We start from the raw sequence: 25,753 nt of genomic DNA on the forward strand, positions 1-25,753 counted from the left end.
GAGAGCGGTTTTTTTGATATTGAATGAAAAACTTGGAACGGCCGAAGACACACTTCTATCAACCTTCAAAACGTTGGAAATGCGAATGTACAAATCACCAATTTGAGATGTATTATTGTCTAATGAAGGCTTAATCAAAGTGCACGTATTCCGAAGGAGAAGTACCAAATTTCTTTTTGAAAATTCGACTGAAATAGAGCGGATTGGTATAGCCAACACTGATTGCAACATCGCGAATCAGGTAACTACCTGATTTCAGCAGCTCCCCCGCCCTCTCCATGCGGTAATGGATGACATAGTCGATGGGGCGGAATCCCGTGTATTTGTGAAAAAAGTAGGAGAAACGCTTGGAACTCATGCCATGTAACTCTGCTAATTCATCCAGTGTCAGCAGATTCATGTAATGTCCATGGATATATGAGATGGCTTGCTCAATCACCTTCTCACTCGGCGGAATTCCACTTTCCCGTTGAATACAGCCTGTAAAAACCTGAACCAAGATACTTATAAATAATTCCTTGACTCGAAGTTTGCCTATTCCCCCTTGCGCGTGCAGCTGCTCCTGCAGCATAACCAGTAGTTCAACAACTCTTGGATTGGCCCCGGAGTCCAATTTGAAATGAGCGTTGCATTCCTGCACACTATCATCCTTTTCCAACTGGTCAAAACTATAAAACAGCAAATAATATTCATACTCCGCATGACCATTTACTTGTGAGTCCAACAGCATGCCTGGTGCTGCATGAAAAACCGACCCGGGCTGCAGCTCGTATACCGTTCCATTCACTGACATGCTGGCTTCTCCCCGTACCACAAAAAGGAATCCATTATGTAACGTTCTGAAATCACGCAATATACTGTTGGGCTGCAAAACCAATCGATTGATTCCATCTATTTTCAAAGAGTTCTCTGCAAATATTAAAGCTAATTGATCCACATCTGCCATGTTCATTCCACCTGCTCTCTTTTAGCATCGGTTTAGGCTGTGCTTAGTTAATCTCATCACAGGAATCAAGTCATACCGGTTAGCTTGAGCTTCACGTTAGTAAATTAGTATAGATAAATAAGTACGTTGAGTAGCTCCCCGTCAAAACTCAAATAAAGGCTATCCCTTGTCTTGATGACAAAAGATAGCCTACTAAGCTAAATTGTTCAAATAGTCTAACGTTTTTGGGATTACTTTTTTAATAACAAATAAACAAAATAAGGCACACCGATCAGGGATACCATAATTCCTGCGGCAATCCCATCGGGATCAACCAGGTTACGCCCCACGGTATCGGCAATTAACAGAAGCCAACCTCCAAGCAGAACCGCTACAGGAATAAATAACGAGTTACGTGGACCGACTAGCGCTTTGGCGATATGCGGAGCCATCAAACCGATAAACGCGATTCCACCTGTAACCGATACAGCAGAGGCTGCGGCGGCAACAGCAATTACAATAAGTACAAGCCGTTCCCGCTCCAGCTTTAACCCTACTCCGATTGCCGTTGCTTCGTTGAGCCCCAGCAAATCAAGGCGTCTGGTTCTAAACAACGTAAGCGGGATCAAAATAATCAGCCAAGGCAGCAAGGCCCATATGAAGGGCCAGTCCGCCCCCCATATGTTACCAGATATCCATTTGGCAATAAAATCAACTTTGGAGCGCTCAGCTGAAGATATGATGACGATCATGATGCCTGACAGCGCCATCGAGAATCCAACCCCGACCAGCACCATTTTTATGGGATCAAGTCCCTTGGTCCGGCTATACGAGAACATATAGATGAGCGCCGCAGTCAGCAATGCTCCGATAAAAGCAGCTAACGGCAACATATAGACGAACATACCAGGTTCGATCGGGAAGTACAGAAAGAAGATTGCTACGGCTACACCTGCACCGGAATTGATCCCGATGATACCTGGATCGGCCAAGTCATTATGCGTAACACTTTGCAAAATGGAGCCTGACAGCGCAAGCGCCATACCGGCCAGTAACGTAATAAAAATTCGGGGTAATCGGACCGAGAACAGAACAAAGTCCTCTTTGAATGTACCTTGGCCAAATAAAACGGGAATGACTCTTTTGAAGGACAATGAAGAATATCCCCAGCTCATACCCACTACAGCCGTGATGAGAATTAGAAACAAACAGATCAGAAGTATTAGTCGTTGCTTGCGAATCCGCGCAGACATCGTCATGATAACGCTTTGCCCCCTCTACGCACAACGAACAGGAAGAACGGTAAACCAAGCATAGAAGCAATGGCAACCACAGGTGTTTCGTAAGGTGCATTTATCGTTCGACCCAGCGTTTCGGCAAGCAGCATAAACGATGCTCCGGCAAAAATGGATACCGGAATAATATACCGATAGTCCGTGCCGACCATTTTACGGACAATATGGGGGATCATTAAGCCAACAAAGGCCATATTTCCGATCAATGCAACCGATGCTCCGGTAAGCACAATAACGAGCAGGAACAGGATCGTTTTGACGAGTACTAGCTTTTGTCCCAATCCCGTCGCCACTGCATCGCTCAGACTAAGGATATTGATTTGGTTGGAAAGGAATGGAACTATAACTAGACCAATCAGTATGACAGGCGCAATGGCTTGAATCTGGCCCCAAGTTGTTCCGATGAGTCCTCCCGAAGTCCACATGGATACATCCTTGGAAATTTTGAAAAAGATACTGATGCCATCCGAGATGGCATACATAAAAGCAGATACCGCAGCCCCCGCCAACACCACACGGATGGGAGACAAGCTCCCTCTCCGCATCGAGCCGAGCACAATAACCAATACTGCTCCAAGTGCGGCACCAACAAAACAAGCAACCATAATGCCAAAATATCCGAGTGATGGCATGAAGACAAAAGCCAGGGCAAGTGCCATATTGGCACCTGAAGTCAGACCAAGTAACCCCGGATCGGCCAGAGGGTTGCGAGTAATTCCCTGTATGATTCCTCCGGAGACGGCCAGTGCCGCTCCGATTAGCATGGCAGCCAGTTCCCGCGGAAGTCTGATCTCTCGCAGAATAAGAATATTATCGCTCTTGGTCGCAGAGGTCAGCGTCAGCCACAGATTGCGGAATGTCGTTTCTTCTGCCCCAAACATCATAGCGATGATGAAGCACACGATAAGTACGAGTACACTACCCAGCAGCTTGGTTGCAAACCGAAAAGGAAGTCGTTTATTTTTCATCGCATTCCATGTTTACTTGCCAAGAAAATGTTGGATAAAGAATTCCAGCTGGTATTCCATGCTCAATGGATCATTGAAATAGAACGCTTTGGCATCGGCTTCGAATACCCGATTATTTTTCACCGCATCAATATTTTTGTACGTTTCGGTGTTTTGGAACGAATTATCTTCATCGGCATTTTTGCTAAAAATTACATAGTCTCCCATGTAGTCTTTCAGCACTTCGTTCGATACAGCAAAGAATCCGTCTTTCTTGGTGGCTTCCTTCACCTTCTCCGGCATACCTAGACCAAACTGCTGGTACAGGATTTCAGTCCCACGTCCAAAATTTTCTCCATATACATAGAGTTGTTTATTGAAGGTTTCGATAACCGACACGGTTGCGTTAGCACCGATTTTGGCTTTGATCTCTTCACCCGCTTTTTTGCTTCGAGCATCAAAATCGTCAACCCATGCCTGAGCTTCTTTCTCTTTGTTCACAAGCTTTCCGACCTCCAGCTGTTGCTTAAGGAAGTCCACCTTACCATATGTATAGGTGACTGTTGGAGCAATCTGCTTCAGCTTATCAATGTTCTTGATATCAGACAGGCCGATAATCAGATCCGGGTTCAGCTCAATAATTTTCTCCAGACTTTCGTCGGTAACCGCCTCTGTATTGGCCAGTTTCTCTTTGAAATTCGGGTTCTCCTTGGACATTTCATCCACACCAACAAGTGACACATCCAATGCCATCACGTTTCCTGTCAGGAATCGGGTCAGTACAACCACACGTTGCGGGTGGGAAGGAACTTCCACAGGACCTGTCTCCGATTGATAAGTGAATGTGCCCGAATCTGAATCAGATGAAGAACCTGCTGCATCCGTGTTCGAAGAAGTGGATTTGTTGGAGGCTGTTGCATTCTCCGTTGTATCTTTGGCTGAATTGGTTCCACAAGCGCTAAGCAATAAAACCAGAACCAATATAAATGGAACAAATAGCTTTCTCATCAGATGACTCTCTCCCTTTTCTCTTTGAATATGAAAATCATTCTCATTACCATAGCTAATTATAGGCATGCAGGATAAACCTAACCATGCCTTTTTGTTTGAGAAAACCTTTGGATTATTGAATGCCCGTCCATAAGGACACAGCACGTCCAAGCTGCAAACGAATGGAAATCGGATTATAGGGTATCCACTCTTCCTGCTCCAGATCATAGATCCGATTTTGCTTCACTGCTTCGAGTCTTCTCCAGTATTCCGAGTTAAATATACTTTCTGAATGGGCTTTTGACCCTTTTTCATCTGGAAAAACAATGACGAGCATACGAGTACCCTCATAATCTTGTAGTTCGGATAGTTGGATAGAAACCGAATGAAATTGATCGCCATACCGCTGTATTTCCTGGGCAATCTTGGCCGGAGGACGTAATCCGAGTGATTGATACATCACATATCCGACATTTCTGATTCCATATATTTGCAAGGTGCCCGGTTTTATGACCAGAATGGTCAGCGTCTCATTCACAATCTGGCTTTGTTGAATAGCTTCCCGTGCCTGCTGTTCCTCCTTTTCGAAGGCTGCCAGCCATTGCTCTGCCTGTTCCCTCCTTTGAATCGCCTGTGCAATGAAACGCAGATGCTCTTTCCAACCGAGCTCCATCCATGCTATTTCCGCAATAGGGGCGATAGATCGCAGACGTTCAGGGCTTAAGCCATTAAGGGCCAGATGCAGATTTGCTGCGATAATGAGTTCAATATCAGCTTCCAGCAGAGCGGATTTTACTAGCTCAGGTGCACTGTCCGAATGGATAAAACGTATCGTTTGAGGGGAGGGCATCCCTTCTGCGCTCACATATTCGCTGCTTTCCGAGATGATAATCGTTGGCTCCAAACCAAGTAACATCATATGGCTTGCATAGGGTGCATACCACACAGCCACACGTTGATATGGCCTGTGGCGCGTATAACCTGAAGGACTCTCTCCGGTCTGCTGCTTGAAGCGGCGGCTAAGATAGAATTCATCCTTGTATCCGACCTTCAGCGCAATCTCACGAAGGGAAGCGGTTCCGCTAATTAATAACTCCTTGGCCCGGTGAACACGCAAGCGTGAAAGGTATTCATTGGGTGGGAATCCGGTAATCTGCTTAAAAAGAATGGAGTAGTGAGAACGACTGACCCCGGCAATTTCCGAGAGTCCTTCCGTTGTAATTTTCTCACTAAAATGGTTCTCCATATAGGTAATACTGCGTTCCATAGACGGCTGCTCACTTGCAGCATATCGTGCTTCCATGCGCTCCAACAAACTCATAAGAACCTGATGAAAAAGAATCTGGTTGCGCAAATGCCTGACTTCGTTACCAGGTAAACGATGAACATACAGCTCTTCAAGCTGTGCTGCAATTGCTGGTTCATACGGAAAGATCTGAACAGAGGGTTCTGCCGCTAACACACTTGGCCGTCCCATCGTTCCCGCAGGCAATGACCTGGTCTGTTCCTGCGTGCTGATGGAGAGTGTATACAGATGAAGAGGATGCGTCAGATCCGTCTGTATGACAGCATCCCTCTTGGCCGGAATAAGAATGACCATGCCTTCGACAAGTTCGTAAAGTTCATCGTTAATACGAAGTGTACCTTTCCCACTGGCAACGGCCATCAGAACCGTCAGATTTTCATGGATTTGATGTATCGGCATCGTTGATGTGCTGTACAATGATTGAATGCTGTCTGCTGTATATATTGGAAAATAGGACTCTGCCCATTCCGAGTTGTTCATTTTCTGATCCTCCGTGACTCTTACCGGGCGGGTAATGACTCTAATTTCAGCTCATTCTACACGGTTAAATTGGCTATACCTCTTTATTTTAGCATTGCTGATTCATCCGGAGTACATTCTTCCCAAAGTAAAAGTTTCAGAATGAATAAAAAATAAACGACCGTTCCCCAGTATACTAGTGGGAAACCGTCGCAGCTTCAATGTTGTCTGACAGTCCTGTGTCCTGTTTACATGACAGGACTATGACCATCAAAAGTATTCACTTAACCTAGTAATGACTTATTCAACTTTCAATACATGATGTGCCCTTTTTAATTACGATTCGCATCAATTTTGATGAGCTTTCGCGGTTCCTGTTCTTTTTCACCATACCAGAGCAATACATCGGCAAACAAATCCATAATGCGTATAAAGCTTTTCTTGTCAGCCTCTGAAATCGTATCAGCATACTGAAAAATATCATCAAAGCACAGATCACGAACAAATTCAGTATATTGGGCATACGCGTCGCGTCCATTGGCCGAAGGTTTGACATAAATGTCCTTGCGATTTCCACTTAAATGGTATTTTTCGAGTAATCCTTTTTCCGTTAGAACCTTCACATTTTTGGAAAACGTGCTGCGGCTCACGCCTAGTCGTGCTGCCATTTCCGACATTTTTTCTTCCTTGTCCTCAGCTTCCAGAATGTACTCCAGCGTCTGAATCTGCGAAGCGGAGAACGTCATATTCGTACCATAACTTCGCTGCAGCTTGTAGGTGTTCGAATATGCATTACCATACTTGATGATCTTCTCAATAAGTTCCCGATGGTCGCCCATCCAGTCTAATTTCATGAATAATCCCTTTCACCTTCAAAGTGTCTCTATCTCTCTATTCCAATGTACTGAATTTAGATATGTTTTTCAATCCATGTGATCGCTTCCTCAATGACTTCATCGCGATTGGGTTCATTAAATATTTCATGCATGAGATGTGCATATATTTTCAGCGTTTTATCAGTTGAGGCAATATCACCGTAAAAGTCGCGTGAATCCTGTTCGCTCACCAGCCCGTCGTTTGCTCCATGCAGAACAAGTACAGGATCGACAAACTGCTTCGCATGTGTTTTTAACCAGGCCACTCCATTCCCCAGGCTATTAAACAAATCCACGGAAATCTGCTTTTCTACGAGCGGATCATTCACGTAAGCGGATACCACCTCCGGATCACTGCATACGCCGCTACCAAGCTCATTGGGAAAATACGTGCCCGGGGGAAGATCAAGTGGCAATTCTCCGGCAACCTTCGTATTGTAACGAGTTAACGCTCCGGATAGAACAATTCCTTTTACTTTGCCTGGATATTTCGTTCCAAATGAAGAGGTCGCGAAGCCACCCATACTATGCCCAATGACAAAAAGCGGAATATCCCCGCTCTCTTGCAAGGCTGCTTCAACAACCACATTTACATCATCAATGATCTGATGAAAATCACTGTAGAACGTACGCTTCCCTTCTGATCTTGCATGACCACGATGGTCAAAACGATATACGTTAAAACCACGTTTGTTTAGTTTATCGGTCAAATAATCATAGCGCCCGGCATGCTCACACAAGCCATGAACAATGACCACGGCTGTCTTGGCACCGCTTACAATATTTTTGCTAAAATAAAGCTGAGTTCCGTCAAAAGATTCAATTGTTGTCTCCATATGACTCATCATTCATTCCATCCCTTCATTGTGCTCAAGTATCAATCGGCATCTAACCGTCTTGAGCCATTTTTTTGGATATCCACTATTCATGGAGATTCATCAGATATTATTTCCTTTACGAATAATATTGTTTCTTATAGAAACAATATAACATCAGTCATATGCGCTGTCCAGATTAATAGGACCAGATCGAGAATAAAATGCCGTATCCGGCCAATTAGAACGTAAGCTGCAGGCTTGTTTCCGATGTAATGACCTTGCACAGAAAAAAGCCTTTAAACACACAGAAATCTTTGTGTTTAAAGGCTTTTAAGTATGGAGCCTAGGGGGATCGAACCCCTGACCTCATCGCTGCCAGCGATGCGCTCTCCCAGCTGAGCTAAGGCCCCAAAATATGAATGTAAACGGTTGTCCATCTCTGCTTCATTCCGCAGGCGACTCCTATATCATATAAAATACAGCTTTGGCTGTCAACAACTTTTTGTTGAATTTAAAGTGATTGGAGAAGAACATCCTTTTTACTGGAACACACGTTACGGTAACCCCAGATTGCTCTTCTCCCTTACCCGCTTCATTAATCCTCGATGTCTTCTTTGGACAAAAGAGATTTTAATTCTTTCATGAACATATTGATGTCTTTGAATTGGCGATACACCGAAGCAAAACGTACATACGCTACTTCGTCAACGGGAAACAGCTGTTCCATCAGCAGCTCACCAATCTGGCGGCTCTCCACTTCAGCGTCAGCTGTATTTCGCAGCGCCTTTTCTGTCTCGGAAACCATCATCTCCAGCGTTTCTACCGAGACCGGACGTTTCTCACAAGCCCGAATCAGACCACGTAGAATCTTGTCCCGGCTAAATTCCTCGCGACTGCCATCTTTCTTGATGACGATCAGCGGCGTTTCTTCCACCATTTCAAAAGTTGTAAATCGACGGCTACATTGCTCACACTCACGACGACGACGAATCGATTTCGATTCATTGGCCGGCCTTGAATCAAGCACCTTGGTGCCCAGATAGGCGCAATAAGGACATTTCAATTCAGATCACTTCCCATGTTTTACTTTTACCACAAATTCCCTGTAATCATTAGTTATGAAAATCGTATTGGCGACACATAATACTTTTACCAACCGCGAGGAGGTGAACAGCAATGGCACAAAGCAATGGTAACTCCAACAACCTGGTGGTAACTAAAGCTACCGCAGCTCTCGAGCAAATGAAATATGAAGTTGCTCAAGAACTCGGAATCAGCATTCCACAAGACGGATACCAAGGTAACATGACTTCTTACGAGAACGGTTCGATCGGTGGATACATCACGAAGCGTCTGGTAACAATTGCAGAACAGCAATTGGCTGGTCAATACCAATAATATCTGCATCGTAATACGTTAACACAGAGGAGCATGGAGCGGCCGGTGAATAACCGGTCTGCTCGGTGCTTCTACTTATTTTGGACCATGTCCAGAATGTCTTCTCTTAGAACGTATTATAGATCTTTACATATTGATTATAATAATAAATGACGCGTTGTACATAGTGCCGGGTCTCGCCAAACGGAATATCTTTGACCGTCTCAAACGAGCCGTCCCAAACACCATCCCTCAGCCATGAGTTTACTTTGCCCGGACCAGCATTGTACGCAGCAATCATAGCCGTTTCATTTCCGTCAAATTGATCTGACAGATTGCGTAGATACCAGGTACCCAACTGGATATTTCTTTCAGGCTCGTGCTTTAATTCTTCCAATGAGGTGCCCGGAATTTTGGCTTGCTCCATAATCCAGTTCGCGGTGTCGGGCATAAGCTGCATCAGCCCAATAGCCCCTCTCTTGGATTCTTTGCTTGTCTTAAAATTGGTTTCCACCTTGATGATGGAGGCTATCAGAAACGGATCGACCTCATAACTCTGAGACTGTGCACGAATCTCTTCCTTATAATGAATCGGATAGAACCATGACATCCAGTTCGTATTCAGGAACAGCACCAATACAAAAGACACAAACATCAACAACAATACCCGTTTTTTACGCAGCAATCTCATAATAGACCTTTACGATGCAAAAATGAAATAATTTGCTGCTCCGTCTCTGACCACAAGCCGCTGTTATCAATAACCACGTCAGCACGCTGCTTCTTATCTTCAATGTCCATCTGCACGTTAATACGGGCATCTGCTTGTTCCACTGTCATTGCATCCCGGCTCATCAGTCGTTCCCGCTGCACGGACCTAGGGACATATACAACCATCACTTCTTCAAAGCCCTCTTCCAGCCCTGACTCGTACAACAACGGAATATCCGATACGACAAGCTTGTCCGCATGTTCAAGCTCGTACATCGCAGCACGTTCGCGCATCTCCTTGCGGATTGCAGGATGTGTAATTGCCTCCAGCGCTTTGCGTTCCTCTGGATCCTGAAACACAATACTGCCCAACTTTTTCCGATCCAGTGTTCCGTCCTCATTCAATATGGCTTGTCCGAACCGCTGAACAGCCGCAGCCAGAACGGGATGCCCGGGCATCATGACTTCCCGGGCAATAACATCTGCATCAATGAGCAACGCTCCCTTACTGGCGAGAAAGGCGGAAACACTACTTTTGCCTGTCGCGATCCCGCCGGTTAAGCCAATATTCATTATTTCACCTCACAACAACTTCATTATTCCCATAATCATTAATAAAAGCGCAGGTAGCACGGATAATCTTCGCATCCAACTCAGTGCAGCAAAGCGCAACCCAACCCTCATGCCCAATGACAGAAATACCCCGCTAAACAACGCAATAACTAGTGCAGTCCACAAGGTCGGGAATCCCAATAAGGCGGCCCCCAATCCTGCGCCGAAAGCATCCAGAGAAAGAGCAATGCCAAGCCACATCGCTTCTTGAACGGATATACTTCCCGAATTGTCCATATCCGCCTTTGAGGGGCTACGCAGAATCTGAATGACTACCCCCAGCTTCCGCAGCTCAAGTGTAAAGACCATTCGTTCCAGAGATCCTCCAGAAGCCGATTGCTCAAGCTCAAGTGCAAGCACCTGATTTCTGCCTTTCGACTGAACTTCTTGTGAGGATTGCGCACCACTTCGAATTGTTCCTGCTCCCTCACGCAATCCGTTGTCCGTTTCCAGCTGTTCCTTGCCTCGTTTTCGAATAAGTTGCAGCAACGACCATGCGCCAATACCAATCAGAATAACCGCTCCAACAATTGAAGCCGCATCCGGAGATACCACATGGGACAGAAATACACCTACTTGCATGGATAACGCAATAACCAGACCCGAACAGATGGAAATGACGACAATGGATAACAGCGGAATTTTAGTCCTCCGCAGTCCATATGTAATCCCAACTCCAAAACCATCTAAACTAAGCGCCAAAGCAAGCGCCAGTAATGAAATAAAATGATGCAGCACCCCGGATTCCTCCCCTGTGCGGAACTCGTTCCAACCGGCGGCTGCCAGTATGGGTATACGCCCGCTTATTTCTGCCATATCAGTATATGGAAGGAGGAGTCCAAGGGTGCTACAATTTAACGATTTCGTTCATACTGCCAAACCCATCACCGATTTAGAGCAGCGGTTGACACTTCGGACAATAATGCGTGCCCCTGCCGCCTACTACGCTCTTCTCGATTAATGTGCCACAAGTTGCACAAGGTTCAGATTTGCGTCCATATATTTTCAACTGATGCTGGAACATTCCCATCTCGCCCTGCCCATTCACATAGGACTTAATGGAGGACCCACCTGCATCCACCGCATTCTGCAGCGTAGCTACGATCGCTTCATGCAGCACGGTTAGCTGCGCTTCTGTCAATGTCTTGGCAATGGTCTCTGGATGAATGCCTGCGCGGAACAAAGCCTCGTCCACATAGATATTCCCGATGCCGACCACATATGCCTGATTTAACAACACGGCCTTAATTTTGGTTGTCCGTTTGCCAACAGCATCACGGAATGCAGCCAAAGTAAACGCGGGATCAAGCGGCTCCAGCCCTAATTTTAACAAAGGTTTGGATACCAGTTCCTCCCCTGCATTGAAGAGATGCATTGTACCGAATTGACGCACATCCTTATACCGTAGTTCTGTTCCATCGGTAAAGTGAAAGATGACATGGGTATGCTTCTCCACTTCCTCATGCTGTTGGTATACCCCGTACCTTCCTTCCATCCGCAGATGGGAGACAAGCACCAGCCCGTCCAGCAAAATACGCAAAAACTTGCCTCTGCGCTCCACACCGATCACGGTATGTCCCGCAAGTTCCATTGCAAATGCATCTATGTCGTCCGGCCGCTGAATAATCCGCGGCAAGCTAACGGTAACTGAGTCAATGGTCTTGCCAACAATAAGTTGATTCAATGTTCTTCTGACTGTTTCGACTTCCGGTAATTCCGGCATGTTGTTCTCACCTCCCCTACATTATAACGGAAGATGGCGTTCAGCGGGACCCCTTCTTGTGTCGAAAACAGCTGAAAAACAGATTGTAAAATAACGGAAAACACGCTTGAGGATCCATTATTTAGCCTCGTACCAGTTTTCCCCGTAGCTGACTTCCGCTTTCAGCGGCACAGACAGCTCCAATGCTTTTTCCATCACTGAAGGAACCAATTCTTTCATCAGTTCCAGCTCATCCGCAGGCACTTCGAATACAAGCTCATCGTGCACCTGAAGCAGCATACGGCTCTTCAGCTTGCGTTCACGCAGCGCTTCATCCATCTGTACCATGGCAAGCTTGATGATATCTGCCGCAGTTCCCTGAATCGGCGTATTCATCGCTGTCCGTTCCGCAAAGGAACGCAGGTTAAAGTTGCTTGCATTGATTTCTGGCAGATAACGACGACGTTCCAGCAGCGTTTTGACATAACCATCCTGACGCGCTTCCTTCACAATATCGTCCATGTATCGGCGCACACCCTGAAACACTTCAAAGTATTGATCAATGAACTGTGCCGCCTCCTTACGCGTGATGTGCAGGTTCTGCGAGAGGCCGTAATCACTGATGCCGTATACAATCCCGAAGTTAACCGCCTTTGCAGAACGTCGCATGTCTCCATCTACCTCTTCTGGCTTCACACCAAACACATCGGAGGCCGTCTTCGTATGGATATCCATGTCCTGGACAAAAGCTTCCTTCAGCCGCTCATCATCTGAAATATGGGCGAGTACGCGCAGTTCAATCTGCGAATAGTCTGCTGCCAGGATAGACCAGCCCGGTTCAGAAGGAACAAACACCTTCCTGATTTTACGTCCTTCCTCCATACGAATTGGAATGTTCTGCAAGTTCGGGAACTGGCTGCTCAGACGTCCGGTAGCTGCAATCGTCTGCCGGTAGTACGTATGCACTTTGCCATCCTTCTCTGAAATCTCTTTGAGCAGTCCTTCTACATATGTGGATTGCAGCTTGGCAAGTTGACGATATTGCAGAATGTGCTTGACCACATCGTTATAAGGAGCCAGCTTCTCCAATACTTCGGCGTCTGTAGAGTATCCTGTCTTTGTTTTCTTCACCACAGGCAGACCGAGTTTATCGAATAAAATCTCACCCAATTGCTTCGGTGAATTCAGATTGAATTCCGTACCGGAAAGCTTGTAGATTTCCGCCATCAACCTGCTTATATTTTCTTCGAACTCACTGCCCAAAGCCTGCAAATCTGCCGTATTAGCCTTAATGCCCTGTTTCTCCATATCAGCAAGAATACGTGACAAAGGCATCTCCAGGTCATGGAAGAGTGCGTTCATCTCATTGCACTCCAGCGCCTGCTCCTGGAGTGGAATAATCGCTGCTACTGCGGCTGCTTTACGACACAGAAAATCTCCGAGTATATCTGCCTCAGGCACCCTGTATTTTGCACCTTTGCCCATAACCGTATCATCCTCAACAAGGGAAGGCAGACCATACTTCGTAGTCAGGCCGCTAATTGTCTGATTCGATTCGGTTGGATCAAGCAAATAGGCAGCCAGCTGCACATCAAAGGACGCTCCTGCAAACTCAATCCCATGCGCATGCAGCGCCAGGTCAACACGATGCAGATCATATCCTCGCTTGGGTTGTTCTGCATTACCGAGCCATTCTCGTACTGGAGCTGCTGCTTCAGACTGAAGCAGCTCGGGAGACAGGAATGTATAGGTTCCGGCTGAACCTACAGCAAGTCCAATCAGTTTTGCCTGATGCGGGTTATCGCCATGTGTCTCCACATGCAGCACATCAATGGATCCGAGTGAGCCGAACAGATCACTAATCGTTTCTTCTGTTGCAATGGACGATTCCACCGCAGCAGCTGGTACGGCTTCCTGTTCAGAAGCTACACTTCCACGGAAAGACAGACGTTCAAGCAAAGACTTGAATTCGAGCTTGGCCAAAGCCGGGCCTGCCAGTTCCTCTTTTAATCCAGCGAACTGCATATCTTCCCACGTTTGCTCCAATGGAACTTCACGGTGAATCGTGGCAAGCTGCTTGCTCATACGGGCATCTTCGGCATGTGCCTCAATCTTTTCTTTCATTTTACCCTTCAGCTCACCTGTGCCGTTAAGAACTTCCTCGACCGAGCCGAACTGGTGCAGCAGTTTCAAAGCCGTCTTCTCTCCGACACCAGGAATGCCCGGGATATTGTCAGACGTATCGCCCATCAGGCCTTTGAGATCAATAATTTGAAGTGGAGTCAGACCATAGCGCTCCTTAATCTGAGCAGGATCGTACAACTCAATTTCAGTGACCCCTTTACGTGTAAGCCCGATATTCACATGTTCAGACGCGAGCTGCAACATATCTTTGTCACCCGACACAACGAGAACCTGTCTTCCCGCTTCATCTGCCCGTTTTGTTAATGTTCCGATAATGTCATCGGCTTCAAATCCTGCAAGCTCAAACTGGGCAATACCAAAGCCTTGAAGCAGCTCTTTCAGGAGTGGAAATTGCTCTGACAACTCCGGTGGTGTTTTCTCCCGGCCACCCTTATATTCCTGGTAACCTTCATGTCGGAACGTGACTTTACCTGCATCAAATGCCACCATCACATGTGTCGGTTTATGTTCTTCCAGTAACCGCAGTAACATCGTCGTAAAACCATATACCGCATTGGTGTGCAAACCTTTCGAGTTAGTTAGCGGCGGCATTGCAAAAAACGCCCTGTAAATAATGCTATTACCATCTATGAGAATAAACTTGTCCATTCCAGCACCTCGCGTATCGTATCGTCAATCCTTCAATTACATCTACTCTCATGATACCATACACACCAGTTACAACAAAAAAATCAGTCGATTTTTTTGTCATCATCTGACCTGCAGAAAAAAGGAACCCCCTCCACAGACAGCCTGTTTACAGGCCACCCAAGAGAAAGTCCCTTTATTCCGTACGAATTACCCAATTTCACTAATACAGTTACCTATTGATTCAAATCAGGGCGTTTTCCTGTTACCAGATACACCGTGCTCTCACCAATGTTTGTTGCGTGGTCACCAATCCGTTCGATGTAACGCCCTACCATCATCAAGAGCATCGCTTGGGAAGCCTTGTTCGGATGGTCTGACATGAACGAGTAAAGGTCACTGATCATATGACTGTACAATTGATCAACCTGATCGTCAGTTTGAGCCATTTTGTAAGCCAGATCCGTATTTTCTTTCAGGAAGGATTCAATAGATTCATCAACCATGGCTTTTACGATTTCCGCCATTCTTGGAATATCCACTAGCGGTTTAATCAACTGCTGCCCATCCATGCGAAGGGTCACTTTCGCTACATCGAGTGCAAGGTCACCCATACGCTCCAGGTCACTTGAGATTTTGAATGCAACAATAATACGTCGCAGATCCTTCGCTACCGGCTGTTGTGTAATGATGAGTTTGGAACCCAGTTCCATAATCTTGTCTTCCAGGGCATTCAGATTCGCATCGTTCTTGATGATGACCTGAGCTTTCTCGGCATCCATCGTCTGCAAACTTTCAATGGCACCATCCAGCGCCGTTCCTACATGCTCACCCATTTGCCGAAGCAGTGTGCGCAGTTCCTCAAGCTCTTGATCAAATTCTTTTCTGCGAATCATAGATTCCATGTCCTCCTTATCCATCATCTCCGGACACACCGGGATCGTTCGAACTCAGCTTGCTTAGCCGAACCGTCCGGATATATAATCCTCGGTTCTGGAATCCTGTGGTGTGGAGAACAATGTTTCTGTTTCAGCCGCCTCCACCACTTCCCCATTCAGGAAAAATACAGTACGACCCGATACCCGCGCAGCCTGATGCATGTTATGGGTTACCATTACAATTGTGTATTTGTGGTGCAATTCCTTCACCAGTTCCTCAATTTTAAGTGTCGAGATCGGATCAAGTGCAGACGTTGCTTCATCCATCAGCAGGACGTCAGGCTGAACAGCCAGGGCACGTGCAATACAGAGCCGCTGCTGTTGTCCGCCAGAGAGACTGAGTGCCGATTTTTTGAGTACATCCTTTACTTCGTCCCACAGTGCAGCATGGACCAGACTCTGCTCAACCAAACGATCCAGTTCTGCTTTTTGTGTCACCCCATGAAGTCGCGGCCCATAGGCTACGTTATCGTAGATGGATTTTGGAAAAGGGTTAGGCTGCTGAAACACCATTCCGACCCGCTTGCGCAGCGTCTCGACTTCAATCTCATTGCCATAAATGTCGGAACCGTCCAGCATAACTTGTCCTTCCACACGTACGCCTGGAATCATGTCATTCATCCGATTCAATGTACGAAGCAAGGTGGATTTGCCGCAACCCGATGGACCGATAAACGCGGTAACCGTCTTCTCCGGCAGGTCCATTGATATATTTTTAAGCGCGTGATGCGTATCATAGTATAAATTAAGTCCTTCAATGTGAATGAGGTCTTTCATGGATGTTCACTTCTCCTTCGCGGCAGGGACAACCAGATTCCCTTACGTAAACCGATGCCAATAATTAAACTTGGCTCCGGCCATCTATAATATCCTACCCTCTCATTGTAAAAACAGTATCACTTTCATGTTAACGGAATGTAAAAAGAGACATCTTTCACACTCATGACCCCCTTATCTGATCATTGCGTATGAACGATGCCTATCCTGCCTTCAATTAATCATCCGCTTGGACCATATTCTCCAGTCTCTCCCGAATATGCTCTGCCAATTCCCCAGCCGTCTTGCCTTCCATGGCAATATTTTCTGCAATATGAGACATGCCTGCTACAGCCGTGTTCAGCTGTTTGAATGCAGCCCCTCCATCGTTTACATGAACGGAGCTGCTGTTAATCTCTGCCGTGCTTGCTCTCACCAATTCTACAGTCTGTCTGGTTAGCCCGCCGATATCCTCCAGCAAAGAAGACATATTTCCCGCAACCTCACGGGTTTGCTTGGCAAGTGCGCGAATCTCCCCAGCGACGACCTGAAACCCCCGTCCGTACTCCCCAGCATGTGCTGCTTCAATGGAAGCATTCATGGCAAGCAGCCCACTCTGGTCTGCTAATGAACGAATGGAACTTGCCATCCCGGAACCCATATCGATGGAACGCAGCATGTCATCAGCGTGCTTCTGCTGACCATCAATATGCTGATATACACGGTTATATGAAGCATCAACCTGACTAAGACTGCTGGCACCCTGCTGGGACAACTGCATGATCTGTTCTGCTTCTTCCCCCGCTTTTCGAGCAGCTTGAACCAGTCTGGTAACGGAATCGTTGATTCTTGTTATTTCCTGTCTGCTCTGTGTAATAATATGTACACGTTCTTCCGAGGCCACGTGCTGCAGCTTACGGGAAAGGGACATGACATCCCTCATCGTCAGCACACCCAGCAATTGATCTTCTTCCGTAACGATCAAACAATCATAGAAATTTTGCTCGCTACGGGTCAAAGCAATGTCAATTATCGCGGTGGCTTCTGCATGCACATCGACAATGACAGGAGAAGAGTTCGCTGCATTCACAACCGGCTTCCGGTAGAAAAGATCTGCTGCAAATCGTCCATTCAGCATCCGGTATAACGTCTCTCGCATCAACAGTCCTAATGGGTGCATTTGATCATCACATAATACAATACAAGGGTACTCCTGATCCTGATTCAACAGGCTTGCCGCTTCCCCACAGGTCGTATGAACGCCAACTACCGGAACTTGGCGGCAATAGTCCCGTAATGAAATGACAATGTCTTTGGTATCCATAACTCCATCTTCATCTTTTTGTTCAGTAATGTCCGTTATGGCTTGTTCTTGTTGCGTATATAACATTTCTTTGGGCTGGTCGGGCTTCACTTCGAGCAACATGGGCATAAATGCGCAATCTCCTTTACGTATGAGCTCCGTCCTGAGATGGAATATATAGGTACAAAGTATCACTCAGACAGCTTCATCCTACTCCCTATACGTAAAGGAAAATAGTTCTTTATGTTAACGGAATGTAAAATAAAACTCCCCAATCATTGTTAACTCGAATGATGGGGAGTTTTTCTTTTTACAACCAATTTATAACCTACACCGCGAATCGAATCAATGTGAACCGACTCCGGGTCCAGCTCCAGCTTTTTCCGCAATGAACTGACGTGAACGTCCACCGTGCGCTGTCCTCCGATATAATCGAAGCCCCAGACCGCATTCATCAGATCATCCCGTGTAAGCACAACACCTGGTTTCTTGGCCAGATAAAGCAGAACCTCGAACTCCTTGGGACGCAGACTGATGGATTGTCCACCCAGCGTAACCTCGTACTTCAAAGGATAAATCTCAAGCTCTCCCAGAATAATGCGTGAACCGTCTTTATCCTCTGGCTGAGGCAAATCCTCACCATTCGAATAACGTCTTAACACCGCATCTACTCGAGCCAGCAATTCGGATACACCAAAGGGCTTGGTAATATAATCATCGGCACCTGATTTTAAGCCTTGCACCACTTCGGCTTCACCGTTCTTGGCTGTGAGAATAATGACCGGTGTACTGACACCCTGAATTCGTAGCTTGTTCAGGATATCCAGACCATTCATTCCAGGAAGCATCAGATCCAGCAGAATCAGATCAAAATCCTGGGACAAGGCCCGATCATAACCTGAAGATCCGTGATCCTCAGCAATAACATCATAGCCCTCTTGTGTCAGGTTGTACGTAAGCAATCTTGATAATGTTGGTTCATCTTCAATAACGAGCAAACGCTGCGCCATGGTACCCCTTCTCTCCTTGTAGGTTGTCTGTTGCCACAACACTTTCTTTATCATAGCACCTAATTGTTAACTGTGTGTAAAACAGTATATTCCTTTTACAAGCTGCTATATTTCTTCATCCTGAATTAATGGAAGGATAACACGAAACGTCGTTCCCATGCCAAGTTCACTCTCTACAGCCAGTTGGCCATGATGTAATTCAACCAGATGCTTCACAATCGAAAGTCCAAGTCCAGTTCCTCCCGAATTACGGGATCTGCCCTTGTCCACCCGATAGAAGCGTTCAAAAATCCGTGGCAAATCTTTTTTCGGGATACCGATTCCTGTGTCAGACACTGCAAAGACAACTTGTTCTTCGTCCTCCTTACGTTCAACCGACACTTGCAATTTTACCCTACCACCCTCTGGTGTATAGTTAATGCCGTTGGATAACAAATTAATAAAGATCTGCTTCATTTTATCCTCATCAGCTTCAATATACAATTCTTCAGGAACATTCATCTCCAGACGAATATCTTTCTTCTCCGCCACCTTAGACAGGGTACCCAGGACCATCTCGAAGAACGAATGCACATGCACAGGTGAACACTGCAGCGGAGCCCGTTTGGATTCAATTTTGGATAACTCCAGTATATCACCGATTAATCGGTTCAGTCTGTCACCTTCATCATATATGATCTGCAGGAATGAACGTTCCGTCTCTTTGTCCTGTACCCCGCCGCTAAGAAGCGTTTCGGCAAACCCTTTGACCGCAGCCACAGGCGTCTTGAGTTCATGAGATACGTTCGCTACAAACTCACTGCGCATCGATTCAAGCCTGCGGATCGCCGTTACATCCTGCAGGAGGAAGAGCATCCCCCGATAAGCGCCATCATCTTCAGACATCGGTACCCCATCAATGCGAATCAATTTTTCAACCGGATTGAACACACTCACTTCTTCATGCATCGGTTCTCGCAGTGCAACACTCTCTTCAACGGTTCGCGTCAGCTCATAATGCCGCTTTAATTCAACATATGGCTTGCCAGTAACGCGCTCTGCCTGAATGCCAAGCATACGCTCCGCTTCCCGATTGACCAGGGCAATAGATTGACCTGCATCAATCATGATAATGCCGCCTGTCATGTTGGCAAGGACACTTTCCAGCAGCGCTTCATTATCCCTGATCGTCTTCAACTGCATCTGAAGGCTGTCTGCCATTCCATTAATGGCAAGCCCAAGTTGACCAATCTCATCATTGCGGGTTACGTTCACCCTCGCATCATAGTCCAGCTTGGTAATTCGGTGAGCCACCTTCGTAATATGCTCAATCGGTGATGTCAGCCCCCGCGCAACCCGGTAACTGACAAGAGCCACAATCAGGAACAGAAGTCCCAGGGTGAAAAACATTAAAATCCAGCCCTGCTGAAGTCCTTGATCTACAGCTTCAAGACTCATGGATAAACGAATATATCCGTCAAATTTCCCGCTAGGTAACTCAATCATGTCACTTTGATCTGAATTCACAGGAAGCGCCACATACAGCATATCCTGCCCCAATGTTTCGCTGAAACGAATCGATTGACCATAGCTTTGCCCAACCGCTTCTTTAATCTCCTGACGGTCCAAGTGGTTGTCCATGGACTTCGGATCGCTCTCCGAGTCGCCAATCACCGTTCCGTCTTTATTAATAAAGGTTACCCGTGAATCCGTCAGTCGATCCAGTTCCACAGCACGTTCTGAGTAATATTTCTGTGTCTCTGCATTTGTCGGATCGGTTGCATCATGGAACGGGAACGTTGCTTTCAGCAAATTGATCTCACGCACCATCGTTTTCTCCAGTGCAGTGATGTGAGTAGTTTTAAAAACTCTGCCCATCGTATAACCAGCCACAATGACGGAAATACCGATCAGCACCATCATGATGATGGCAAGGCGAATTCGGAAAGGTCTCATCTATCTCTTCCTTTGTTGTAAAATTAATAATCAACATATCCTAACGCTTCGTGTTTCATTTTGGACGCGATGCCAACCATCGCACTGCCCACCCATTTATAGTGTGCCGCATTTGTTTGCTAATCTTCATATGAGCGCCTCCGAAGCTTACTTGTTCGGTCTATATCATATCACAGATAGCATGAAGATCCTGCCATTTTTGATAAGGAGCTAATCGGCGAGTTGTTATAGGGCTATCTCCACGCAAGACTATAGATAAAATATCATGGTTGTATCAACGCCGATACCGACTTTTGTAAATATGATCAAAATCATCTCATTTCAATATATGCGCATAAAAAAGACGTACCGACCAGTCTTCCTGGACGATACGCCTTCATTTCGAACATTTCGTTGATCAATTATCCATTCACCACTTCGCCGCCATTGACGTGCATAACCTGACCGCTCACGTAGGAAGAATCATCAGAAGCGAGATACACGTAAGCTGGAGCCAGTTCATCCGGTTGTCCGGGACGTTTCATTGGTTGAGTAGCACCGAATTCGCTCACCTTTTTCTCATCAAAGGTGGATGGAATGAGCGGGGTCCAAATAGGTCCTGGAGCAACGGCATTCACACGGATTCCCTTCTCCACAACGTTCATCGACAAGGAGCGCGTAAATGATGTGATTGCTCCTTTGGTAGATGAGTAATCAATCAACGTCGGATTTCCGCGATATGCGGTAATTGAAGTCGTATTAATGATGGTACTGCCTTTTTTGAGATGTGGCAGGGCAGCTTGTGTAATGTAAAACATACCGAAGATATTGGTACGGAACGTGCGCTCCAACTGTTCTGGTGTAATATCCTCCAACTGCTGCTGTGGATGCTGCTCGGCTGCATTATTCACCACAATATCCAGCTTGCCCAGTTGATCCACCGTCTGCTGCACTGTGCTCTTGGCAAAAGTATTGTCACCAATGTCCCCGGCAATGAGTATACATTTACGTCCTTCCTGTTCGACCTGACTCTTTGTTTCCTCAGCATCCTCATGCTCACTCAGGTACACGATCGCTACATCCGCGCCTTCCTTTGCATATGTAACGGCAACAGCACGTCCAATTCCACTGTCTCCACCCGTGATCAATGCAACCTTATCCAACAGCTTTCCGGCTGCTTTATATTGAGGTTTCTCAAACTCTGGTTTGGGGTGCATCTCCGATTCGATACCGGGGCGCTGATCCTGATGTTGAGCAGGCATCGTCTTTTGGTTTTGTGTTTCGGTTGACATTTGGTATTTCTCCTCTCAAAATGGATTGTCTGATCTTGTCTCATTCTGTAGGATGGCATGAACAGTACAGATTATTCCTTCTTCCAACGGTTCATCCTCCAAAGTCGCTGTATTTCGTCTTCGATATTTACTTACCACACCCTTTTGGAGGTCAAACAGAAAAATCCCATCATGATCTGATCGCTTATTTCATCCTCTTGCAGACATCCTGCCATTGAGGAAAGCCGTAATGATTGACCCTATCTTGCCAAACATTCGAAATTTTTTCGAAATTGAGACTGTTTCAGCATCCAAATTGGTATCCTATGCCGTATAGGCTGATGTACAATGTACAGTATACAGATAAGCTTTCAACTACATTTATCAAGGTTAACTGAGGCTGTTCTATATCCCCACAGAGCAAACATTCTGATCTAATATGGAGACACCTAACCCATGGAATCGCACATTAATTCTTATATAACACTTGTAGCAACATCAGCAGTGCTGAATGTTTTTCTGTGTTTATATACTTATGTTAGAAGAGCAGAGATCCCAAGTTCGAAAATATTCATACTCTATACAGCAGCTCTGTCTGTGTACACCTTCGGATACGCGATTGAACTCACCAGCAATACTCTGGAGCAGATGAAGTTCTGGACGACCGTAGAGTATATCGGCATGCCTTTCTCCGCCTCGCTTGGGCTGCTGCTCATGAAACAGTACACGGGTAGAACAGTATCCAAAAAAGGGACTGCGGCGCTGTTTGTAATTCCTTCCATTACCTTGTTCATGGTGGCAACCAATGATTATCATCATTTATTCTATACAAAAGTGTGGCTAAGAGAAGACAGCTCTGTCCCCCTAATGGAAATTGCCATAGGTCAATGGTACGTAGTTCATGGTGCATTTACCTTTTCCTGTCTATTATGCGCCTGCCTTATTCTCATCAGACAATGGAGACATACCAAAAAGATGTACCGTCGTCAGCTACTCACACTAATCACCTCACAAGTTATTCCCATGGTAGCGGCCTTCGTATATTTGCTTGGTTTGACACCAGGTGGAATGGACCCCGTTCCGGTTCTAATGTGCATAACATCTGCAATGTATATATGGGCTATTCTATCCTCACGTCTTCTAACCATCGTACCTATTGCCAAGGATAGTATCTTTGAAAGCATGCGTGAAGGTGTTATCGTGCTGGATAGCTCCAATCGTCTCGTCGATTACAACAAATCTCTACGTGATATGCTGCCTGAGCTTGATTTGAGTATGGTGGGTCAATATTTGAACGATATTTGGTTATCTCTTGCGGGAGAGACTTTTCCGGTGGAATATGGCCGGGAAGGCCTGCAAACCGATTTGTACTGGCAGTTAAATGGGGAGACCGTCTGTTACCAGGTCAGAACATCATATGTGTATAACAAAGAGGGACAAGCCGTTGGTACTCTGATTATGCTGATTGATATTACTGAACAGCGTTTCCTGCAAGAACAGCTGAAGCAGCTGGCTTACTTCGATGGCCTCACCAAAATATATAACCGTACACAGTTCCTGCTTCGAGGACGAGAGATACTGAGTGAAGCCCAGCTTACTCTGCGGCCTGCGGCCTTTATTTTATTTGACATTGATCATTTCAAACGAATTAATGACACCTATGGACATGACGTTGGCGATCAGGCCATCATTCACGTAGTCTCTGTATGTAATCGTTATCTGAACCCGGAGATGCTGTTTGCACGTTATGGAGGAGAAGAGTTTGTCATCGCTGTTCCCCATGCATCCCTTCAAGATGGTGAGCAGCTCGCCGAGAAATTACGCGTGGCCTTGTTGAATGACCCGCTGGAGGTACAGGGAACTCGTATTCCACTGACTTCAAGCTTCGGGGTGGCCCAATATAATGGAGGGTCCGATTCTCTGGAATCCCTGCTGCGCGATGCCGACACGGCCCTGTATGAGTCCAAACGAAACGGGCGAAATACCGTATTTGCCCACGCTGTGAGCCTGGGGTAAAAAATGTAGAACTTAACTGAGTGAGTCATATATACCGTAGATTCATCACTATCACTTTGCTGATTATCAGACATTTCTCCAGCCGAGCGAACAAAAATAGACAGCCTCATAGGCTGTCTATTTCAATACGTTTCAATACCTTACTTTCTAATTCGGCTTGTCCAGCGTTATGAAGTGCAAACGCTTTAAGTTCAGCAAGAAGTTCAGCAAGCAATTAAAATTCGTTCGCAGCTGTTCTTAGATAACCTGATTGTTAACCATCAGATACACCATAATGAGCAGGAAGATGGCAAGCAATGTGCTGAACGTACGAATCTTGCTTTGCTCTGCACTAACGTCACGTTTGCTTTTTACAGCCTCTGCTGCCAAACGAAGCGGTTTACCCATGATCCCACCAATGGCTGCAATCGCGAGCAGCAAAACGACAACTACGCCCATCCACAGATAGGAATACTCACCTTTGGTCATCAAGTAACCGCCCGTAAGAAGTTGAATCACCAGTCCATACTGAGCAATACGATTCAATGAACGGAGTGATGCAAATGCTCCTTCCTGGGCCGCTGTACTCAGGGTACGGATTTTGCCAACCACGAAAGGCAAGACCAGATAGAATCCCATCGCCAGTGCTCCAATAATATGAAGCAAATACATAATCATTGTCAAAATGTCCATCCTCCTCAAAATTTCAGTTCAGTGTGTTATACATCACATCTCATTATACTGGGGAACTTATCCAAAGAAAAGAAAACCTCCGGATGATCCGAAGGTTTTCTGTGTATTCCTGTCAAAAAGTATTCAAACTTACAGGTTTACTACTGAAATGACGTTTCGAACGGAATCAGCAGATTTGTCGAGTCCTGCTTTTTCTTCAGCAGTCAGTTCCAGTTCAAAGATTTTTTCAATTCCCTTACCACCCAGAATGGTTGGCACGCCAAGGAACAAATCATTGTAGCCATATTCCCCTTCGAGGTAAGCAATAACCGGAATAATTCGTTTTTTGTCTTTTAAAATGGCTTCGGTCATTTGCACCAAAGAAGCTGCCGGTGCATAATATGCGCTGCCGTTTCCAAGCAGGTTTACGATCTCACCGCCGCCAACACGTGTGCGTTGTACGATGGATTCGATGCGATCTGCCGGGATGAGGGTGTCGATTGGAATACCACCAACGCTGGAATAACGAACGAGTGGTACCATATCGTCTCCGTGGCCGCCAAGAACGAATCCACGGACATCTTCAACCGATACATTCAGCTCTTGTGCAATGAATGTGCAATAACGTGCAGTATCCAGAACACCGGACTGACCGATTACGCGGTTTTTAGGGAAACCAAGCGTCTGATAAGCCGCATATGTCATTGCATCTACCGGGTTGCTTAGAATAATGACGATGGAATCAGGGCAATATTTTTTCACATTTTCACAAACAGACTTCACGATACCTGCATTCGTGTTGACCAGATCATCACGGCTCATACCCGGTTTACGGGCAATACCTGCCGTAATAATAACAATCTCCGAACCTGCAGTATCCTCGTAGTTGGAAGTACCAACGATATTGCTGTCGAAGCCCTGAACAGGACTCGCTTCCATCATATCGAGCGCTTTACCTTTCGTCGGGTTTTCCAATTGAGGAATATCAACCAGAACAACATCCCCGAGTTCTTTTTGGGCAAGCATCAAAGCCGTTGTAGCTCCGGTAAATCCGGCGCCGACTACTGTGATTTTTTTGCGCTGAATAGTCACGATTCACATCTCC

Annotated in this window: 23 protein-coding genes and 1 tRNA gene; 2 read left to right on the forward strand and 22 right to left on the reverse strand. The window is 46.1% G+C overall.

Annotation, left to right across the window (positions count from 1 at the left end; genetic code table 11):
• Window positions 1-130 precede the first annotated feature (130 nt).
• The 9 genes from Q0V21_RS14335 to nrdR all read right to left on the reverse strand — a co-directional run bounded on the left by Q0V21_RS14335 (window position 131) and on the right by nrdR (window position 8,678).
• Window positions 131-946, reverse strand: coding sequence for a helix-turn-helix domain-containing protein (locus Q0V21_RS14335; RefSeq protein ID WP_301879470.1), 816 nt, complete (start codon window positions 944-946; stop codon window positions 131-133).
• Between the two features lie 230 nt (window positions 947-1,176).
• A complete protein-coding gene (locus Q0V21_RS14340; protein ID WP_301879472.1) occupies window positions 1,177-2,184 on the reverse strand; it encodes a FecCD family ABC transporter permease in 1,008 nt (335 codons plus the stop codon).
• Window positions 2,181-3,188 carry a FecCD family ABC transporter permease gene (locus Q0V21_RS14345; RefSeq protein ID WP_301879473.1) on the reverse strand — a complete coding sequence of 336 codons (1,008 nt, stop codon included), beginning with the start codon at window positions 3,186-3,188 and terminating at the stop codon, window positions 2,181-2,183. The genes Q0V21_RS14340 and Q0V21_RS14345 overlap by 4 nt, the downstream gene beginning before the upstream one ends.
• Before the next feature lie 12 nt (window positions 3,189-3,200).
• Window positions 3,201-4,175, reverse strand: a complete 975-nt coding sequence (locus Q0V21_RS14350; protein ID WP_301879475.1) for an iron-hydroxamate ABC transporter substrate-binding protein — start codon at window positions 4,173-4,175, stop codon at window positions 3,201-3,203.
• A gap of 115 nt (window positions 4,176-4,290) precedes the next feature.
• Window positions 4,291-5,943, reverse strand: coding sequence for a helix-turn-helix domain-containing protein (locus tag Q0V21_RS14355; RefSeq protein ID WP_301879476.1), 1,653 nt, complete (start codon window positions 5,941-5,943; stop codon window positions 4,291-4,293).
• A gap of 311 nt (window positions 5,944-6,254) precedes the next feature.
• Entirely contained in the window at window positions 6,255-6,776 is a 522-nt protein-coding gene (locus Q0V21_RS14360) for a MarR family winged helix-turn-helix transcriptional regulator (protein WP_301879477.1), read from the reverse strand.
• A gap of 56 nt (window positions 6,777-6,832) precedes the next feature.
• Complete coding sequence (locus Q0V21_RS14365; RefSeq protein WP_367620529.1) at window positions 6,833-7,642, reverse strand: alpha/beta hydrolase; 810 nt, start codon at window positions 7,640-7,642, stop codon at window positions 6,833-6,835.
• A 310-nt stretch (window positions 7,643-7,952) separates the two neighbouring features.
• Window positions 7,953-8,025, reverse strand: a tRNA-Ala gene (locus Q0V21_RS14370).
• A 185-nt stretch (window positions 8,026-8,210) separates the two neighbouring features.
• The gene (gene nrdR / locus Q0V21_RS14375; RefSeq protein WP_024629154.1) at window positions 8,211-8,678 is read right to left on the reverse strand and encodes a transcriptional regulator NrdR; all 468 of its coding nucleotides are present in this window, start codon (window positions 8,676-8,678) and stop codon (window positions 8,211-8,213) included.
• 113 nt (window positions 8,679-8,791) lie between these two features.
• On the opposite strand from nrdR, the gene Q0V21_RS14380 reads away from it, so the two are divergent.
• On the forward strand, window positions 8,792-9,013 hold the full coding sequence (locus tag Q0V21_RS14380; RefSeq protein WP_301245550.1) for an alpha/beta-type small acid-soluble spore protein: 222 nt from the start codon (window positions 8,792-8,794) through the stop codon (window positions 9,011-9,013).
• Window positions 9,014-9,119: 106 nt separating this feature from the next.
• Here the strand turns inward: Q0V21_RS14380 and Q0V21_RS14385 are convergent, their stop codons facing one another.
• The 11 genes from Q0V21_RS14385 to Q0V21_RS14435 all read right to left on the reverse strand — a co-directional run bounded on the left by Q0V21_RS14385 (window position 9,120) and on the right by Q0V21_RS14435 (window position 22,002).
• Window positions 9,120-9,683 (reverse strand): lytic transglycosylase domain-containing protein, encoded by a 564-nt coding sequence (locus Q0V21_RS14385; protein ID WP_301245548.1) that lies wholly within the window; start codon window positions 9,681-9,683, stop codon window positions 9,120-9,122.
• On the reverse strand, window positions 9,680-10,276 hold the full coding sequence (gene coaE, locus Q0V21_RS14390; protein ID WP_301879479.1) for a dephospho-CoA kinase: 597 nt from the start codon (window positions 10,274-10,276) through the stop codon (window positions 9,680-9,682). Before coaE ends, Q0V21_RS14385 begins: the two co-directional genes overlap by 4 nt.
• A 9-nt stretch (window positions 10,277-10,285) precedes the next feature.
• Complete coding sequence (locus tag Q0V21_RS14395; protein WP_301879480.1) at window positions 10,286-11,053, reverse strand: manganese efflux pump; 768 nt, start codon at window positions 11,051-11,053, stop codon at window positions 10,286-10,288.
• A 154-nt stretch (window positions 11,054-11,207) separates the two neighbouring features.
• The gene (mutM, locus tag Q0V21_RS14400; protein WP_301879481.1) at window positions 11,208-12,038 is read right to left on the reverse strand and encodes a DNA-formamidopyrimidine glycosylase; all 831 of its coding nucleotides are present in this window, start codon (window positions 12,036-12,038) and stop codon (window positions 11,208-11,210) included.
• A 117-nt stretch (window positions 12,039-12,155) separates the two neighbouring features.
• A complete protein-coding gene (gene polA / locus Q0V21_RS14405; RefSeq protein WP_301879482.1) occupies window positions 12,156-14,810 on the reverse strand; it encodes a DNA polymerase I in 2,655 nt (884 codons plus the stop codon).
• A 215-nt stretch (window positions 14,811-15,025) separates the two neighbouring features.
• Complete coding sequence (gene phoU / locus Q0V21_RS14410; protein WP_079345909.1) at window positions 15,026-15,685, reverse strand: phosphate signaling complex protein PhoU; 660 nt, start codon at window positions 15,683-15,685, stop codon at window positions 15,026-15,028.
• Between the two features lie 63 nt (window positions 15,686-15,748).
• Window positions 15,749-16,504: a phosphate ABC transporter ATP-binding protein PstB gene (gene pstB / locus Q0V21_RS14415; RefSeq protein WP_285074559.1), complete on the reverse strand. Its 756-nt coding sequence runs from the start codon at window positions 16,502-16,504 to the stop codon at window positions 15,749-15,751.
• Window positions 16,505-16,721: 217 nt separating this feature from the next.
• Window positions 16,722-17,915 carry a methyl-accepting chemotaxis protein gene (locus tag Q0V21_RS14420; protein WP_301879483.1) on the reverse strand — a complete coding sequence of 398 codons (1,194 nt, stop codon included), beginning with the start codon at window positions 17,913-17,915 and terminating at the stop codon, window positions 16,722-16,724.
• Between the two features lie 152 nt (window positions 17,916-18,067).
• Window positions 18,068-18,796, reverse strand: coding sequence for a response regulator transcription factor (locus Q0V21_RS14425; RefSeq protein WP_024629145.1), 729 nt, complete (start codon window positions 18,794-18,796; stop codon window positions 18,068-18,070).
• Window positions 18,797-18,901: 105 nt separating this feature from the next.
• Window positions 18,902-20,731, reverse strand: a complete 1,830-nt coding sequence (gene pnpS, locus Q0V21_RS14430) for a two-component system histidine kinase PnpS (RefSeq protein ID WP_079345913.1) — start codon at window positions 20,729-20,731, stop codon at window positions 18,902-18,904.
• Between the two features lie 401 nt (window positions 20,732-21,132).
• Complete coding sequence (locus Q0V21_RS14435; RefSeq protein WP_301879484.1) at window positions 21,133-22,002, reverse strand: SDR family oxidoreductase; 870 nt, start codon at window positions 22,000-22,002, stop codon at window positions 21,133-21,135.
• Window positions 22,003-22,437: 435 nt separating this feature from the next.
• Between Q0V21_RS14435 and Q0V21_RS14440 the strand changes: the two genes are divergently transcribed.
• Window positions 22,438-23,997: a histidine kinase N-terminal 7TM domain-containing diguanylate cyclase gene (locus Q0V21_RS14440; protein WP_301879485.1), complete on the forward strand. Its 1,560-nt coding sequence runs from the start codon at window positions 22,438-22,440 to the stop codon at window positions 23,995-23,997.
• A gap of 237 nt (window positions 23,998-24,234) precedes the next feature.
• Here the strand turns inward: Q0V21_RS14440 and Q0V21_RS14445 are convergent, their stop codons facing one another.
• Both Q0V21_RS14445 and mdh read right to left on the reverse strand, forming a co-directional pair.
• Window positions 24,235-24,660: a hypothetical protein gene (locus tag Q0V21_RS14445; protein WP_024629141.1), complete on the reverse strand. Its 426-nt coding sequence runs from the start codon at window positions 24,658-24,660 to the stop codon at window positions 24,235-24,237.
• A 138-nt stretch (window positions 24,661-24,798) separates the two neighbouring features.
• Entirely contained in the window at window positions 24,799-25,740 is a 942-nt protein-coding gene (mdh, locus tag Q0V21_RS14450) for a malate dehydrogenase (RefSeq protein ID WP_301879486.1), read from the reverse strand.
• Window positions 25,741-25,753: the final 13 nt, after the last annotated feature.

The sequence above is a fragment of the Paenibacillus sp. 11B genome (genome assembly GCF_030487755.1).
Taxonomy (GTDB): Bacteria; Bacillota; Bacilli; order Paenibacillales; family Paenibacillaceae; genus Paenibacillus; species Paenibacillus vandeheii.

Coding starts and splice junctions, on each gene's coding strand:
- Q0V21_RS14335 (WP_301879470.1), bottom strand. CDS start 946: ATGGCAGATGTGGATCAATTAGCTTTAATATTTGCAGAGAACTCTTTG.
- Q0V21_RS14340 (WP_301879472.1), bottom strand. CDS start 2,184: ATGACGATGTCTGCGCGGATTCGCAAGCAACGACTAATACTTCTGATC.
- Q0V21_RS14345 (WP_301879473.1), bottom strand. CDS start 3,188: ATGAAAAATAAACGACTTCCTTTTCGGTTTGCAACCAAGCTGCTGGGT.
- Q0V21_RS14350 (WP_301879475.1), bottom strand. CDS start 4,175: ATGAGAAAGCTATTTGTTCCATTTATATTGGTTCTGGTTTTATTGCTT.
- Q0V21_RS14355 (WP_301879476.1), bottom strand. CDS start 5,943: ATGAACAACTCGGAATGGGCAGAGTCCTATTTTCCAATATATACAGCA.
- Q0V21_RS14360 (WP_301879477.1), bottom strand. CDS start 6,776: ATGAAATTAGACTGGATGGGCGACCATCGGGAACTTATTGAGAAGATC.
- Q0V21_RS14365 (WP_367620529.1), bottom strand. CDS start 7,642: ATGAGTCATATGGAGACAACAATTGAATCTTTTGACGGAACTCAGCTT.
- Q0V21_RS14380 (WP_301245550.1), top strand. CDS start 8,792: ATGGCACAAAGCAATGGTAACTCCAACAACCTGGTGGTAACTAAAGCT.
- Q0V21_RS14385 (WP_301245548.1), bottom strand. CDS start 9,683: ATGAGATTGCTGCGTAAAAAACGGGTATTGTTGTTGATGTTTGTGTCT.
- coaE (WP_301879479.1), bottom strand. CDS start 10,276: ATGAATATTGGCTTAACCGGCGGGATCGCGACAGGCAAAAGTAGTGTT.
- mutM (WP_301879481.1), bottom strand. CDS start 12,038: ATGCCGGAATTACCGGAAGTCGAAACAGTCAGAAGAACATTGAATCAA.
- polA (WP_301879482.1), bottom strand. CDS start 14,810: ATGGACAAGTTTATTCTCATAGATGGTAATAGCATTATTTACAGGGCG.
- phoU (WP_079345909.1), bottom strand. CDS start 15,685: ATGATTCGCAGAAAAGAATTTGATCAAGAGCTTGAGGAACTGCGCACA.
- pstB (WP_285074559.1), bottom strand. CDS start 16,504: ATGAAAGACCTCATTCACATTGAAGGACTTAATTTATACTATGATACG.
- Q0V21_RS14420 (WP_301879483.1), bottom strand. CDS start 17,915: ATGCCCATGTTGCTCGAAGTGAAGCCCGACCAGCCCAAAGAAATGTTA.
- Q0V21_RS14425 (WP_024629145.1), bottom strand. CDS start 18,796: ATGGCGCAGCGTTTGCTCGTTATTGAAGATGAACCAACATTATCAAGA.
- pnpS (WP_079345913.1), bottom strand. CDS start 20,731: ATGAGACCTTTCCGAATTCGCCTTGCCATCATCATGATGGTGCTGATC.
- Q0V21_RS14435 (WP_301879484.1), bottom strand. CDS start 22,002: ATGTCAACCGAAACACAAAACCAAAAGACGATGCCTGCTCAACATCAG.
- Q0V21_RS14440 (WP_301879485.1), top strand. CDS start 22,438: ATGGAATCGCACATTAATTCTTATATAACACTTGTAGCAACATCAGCA.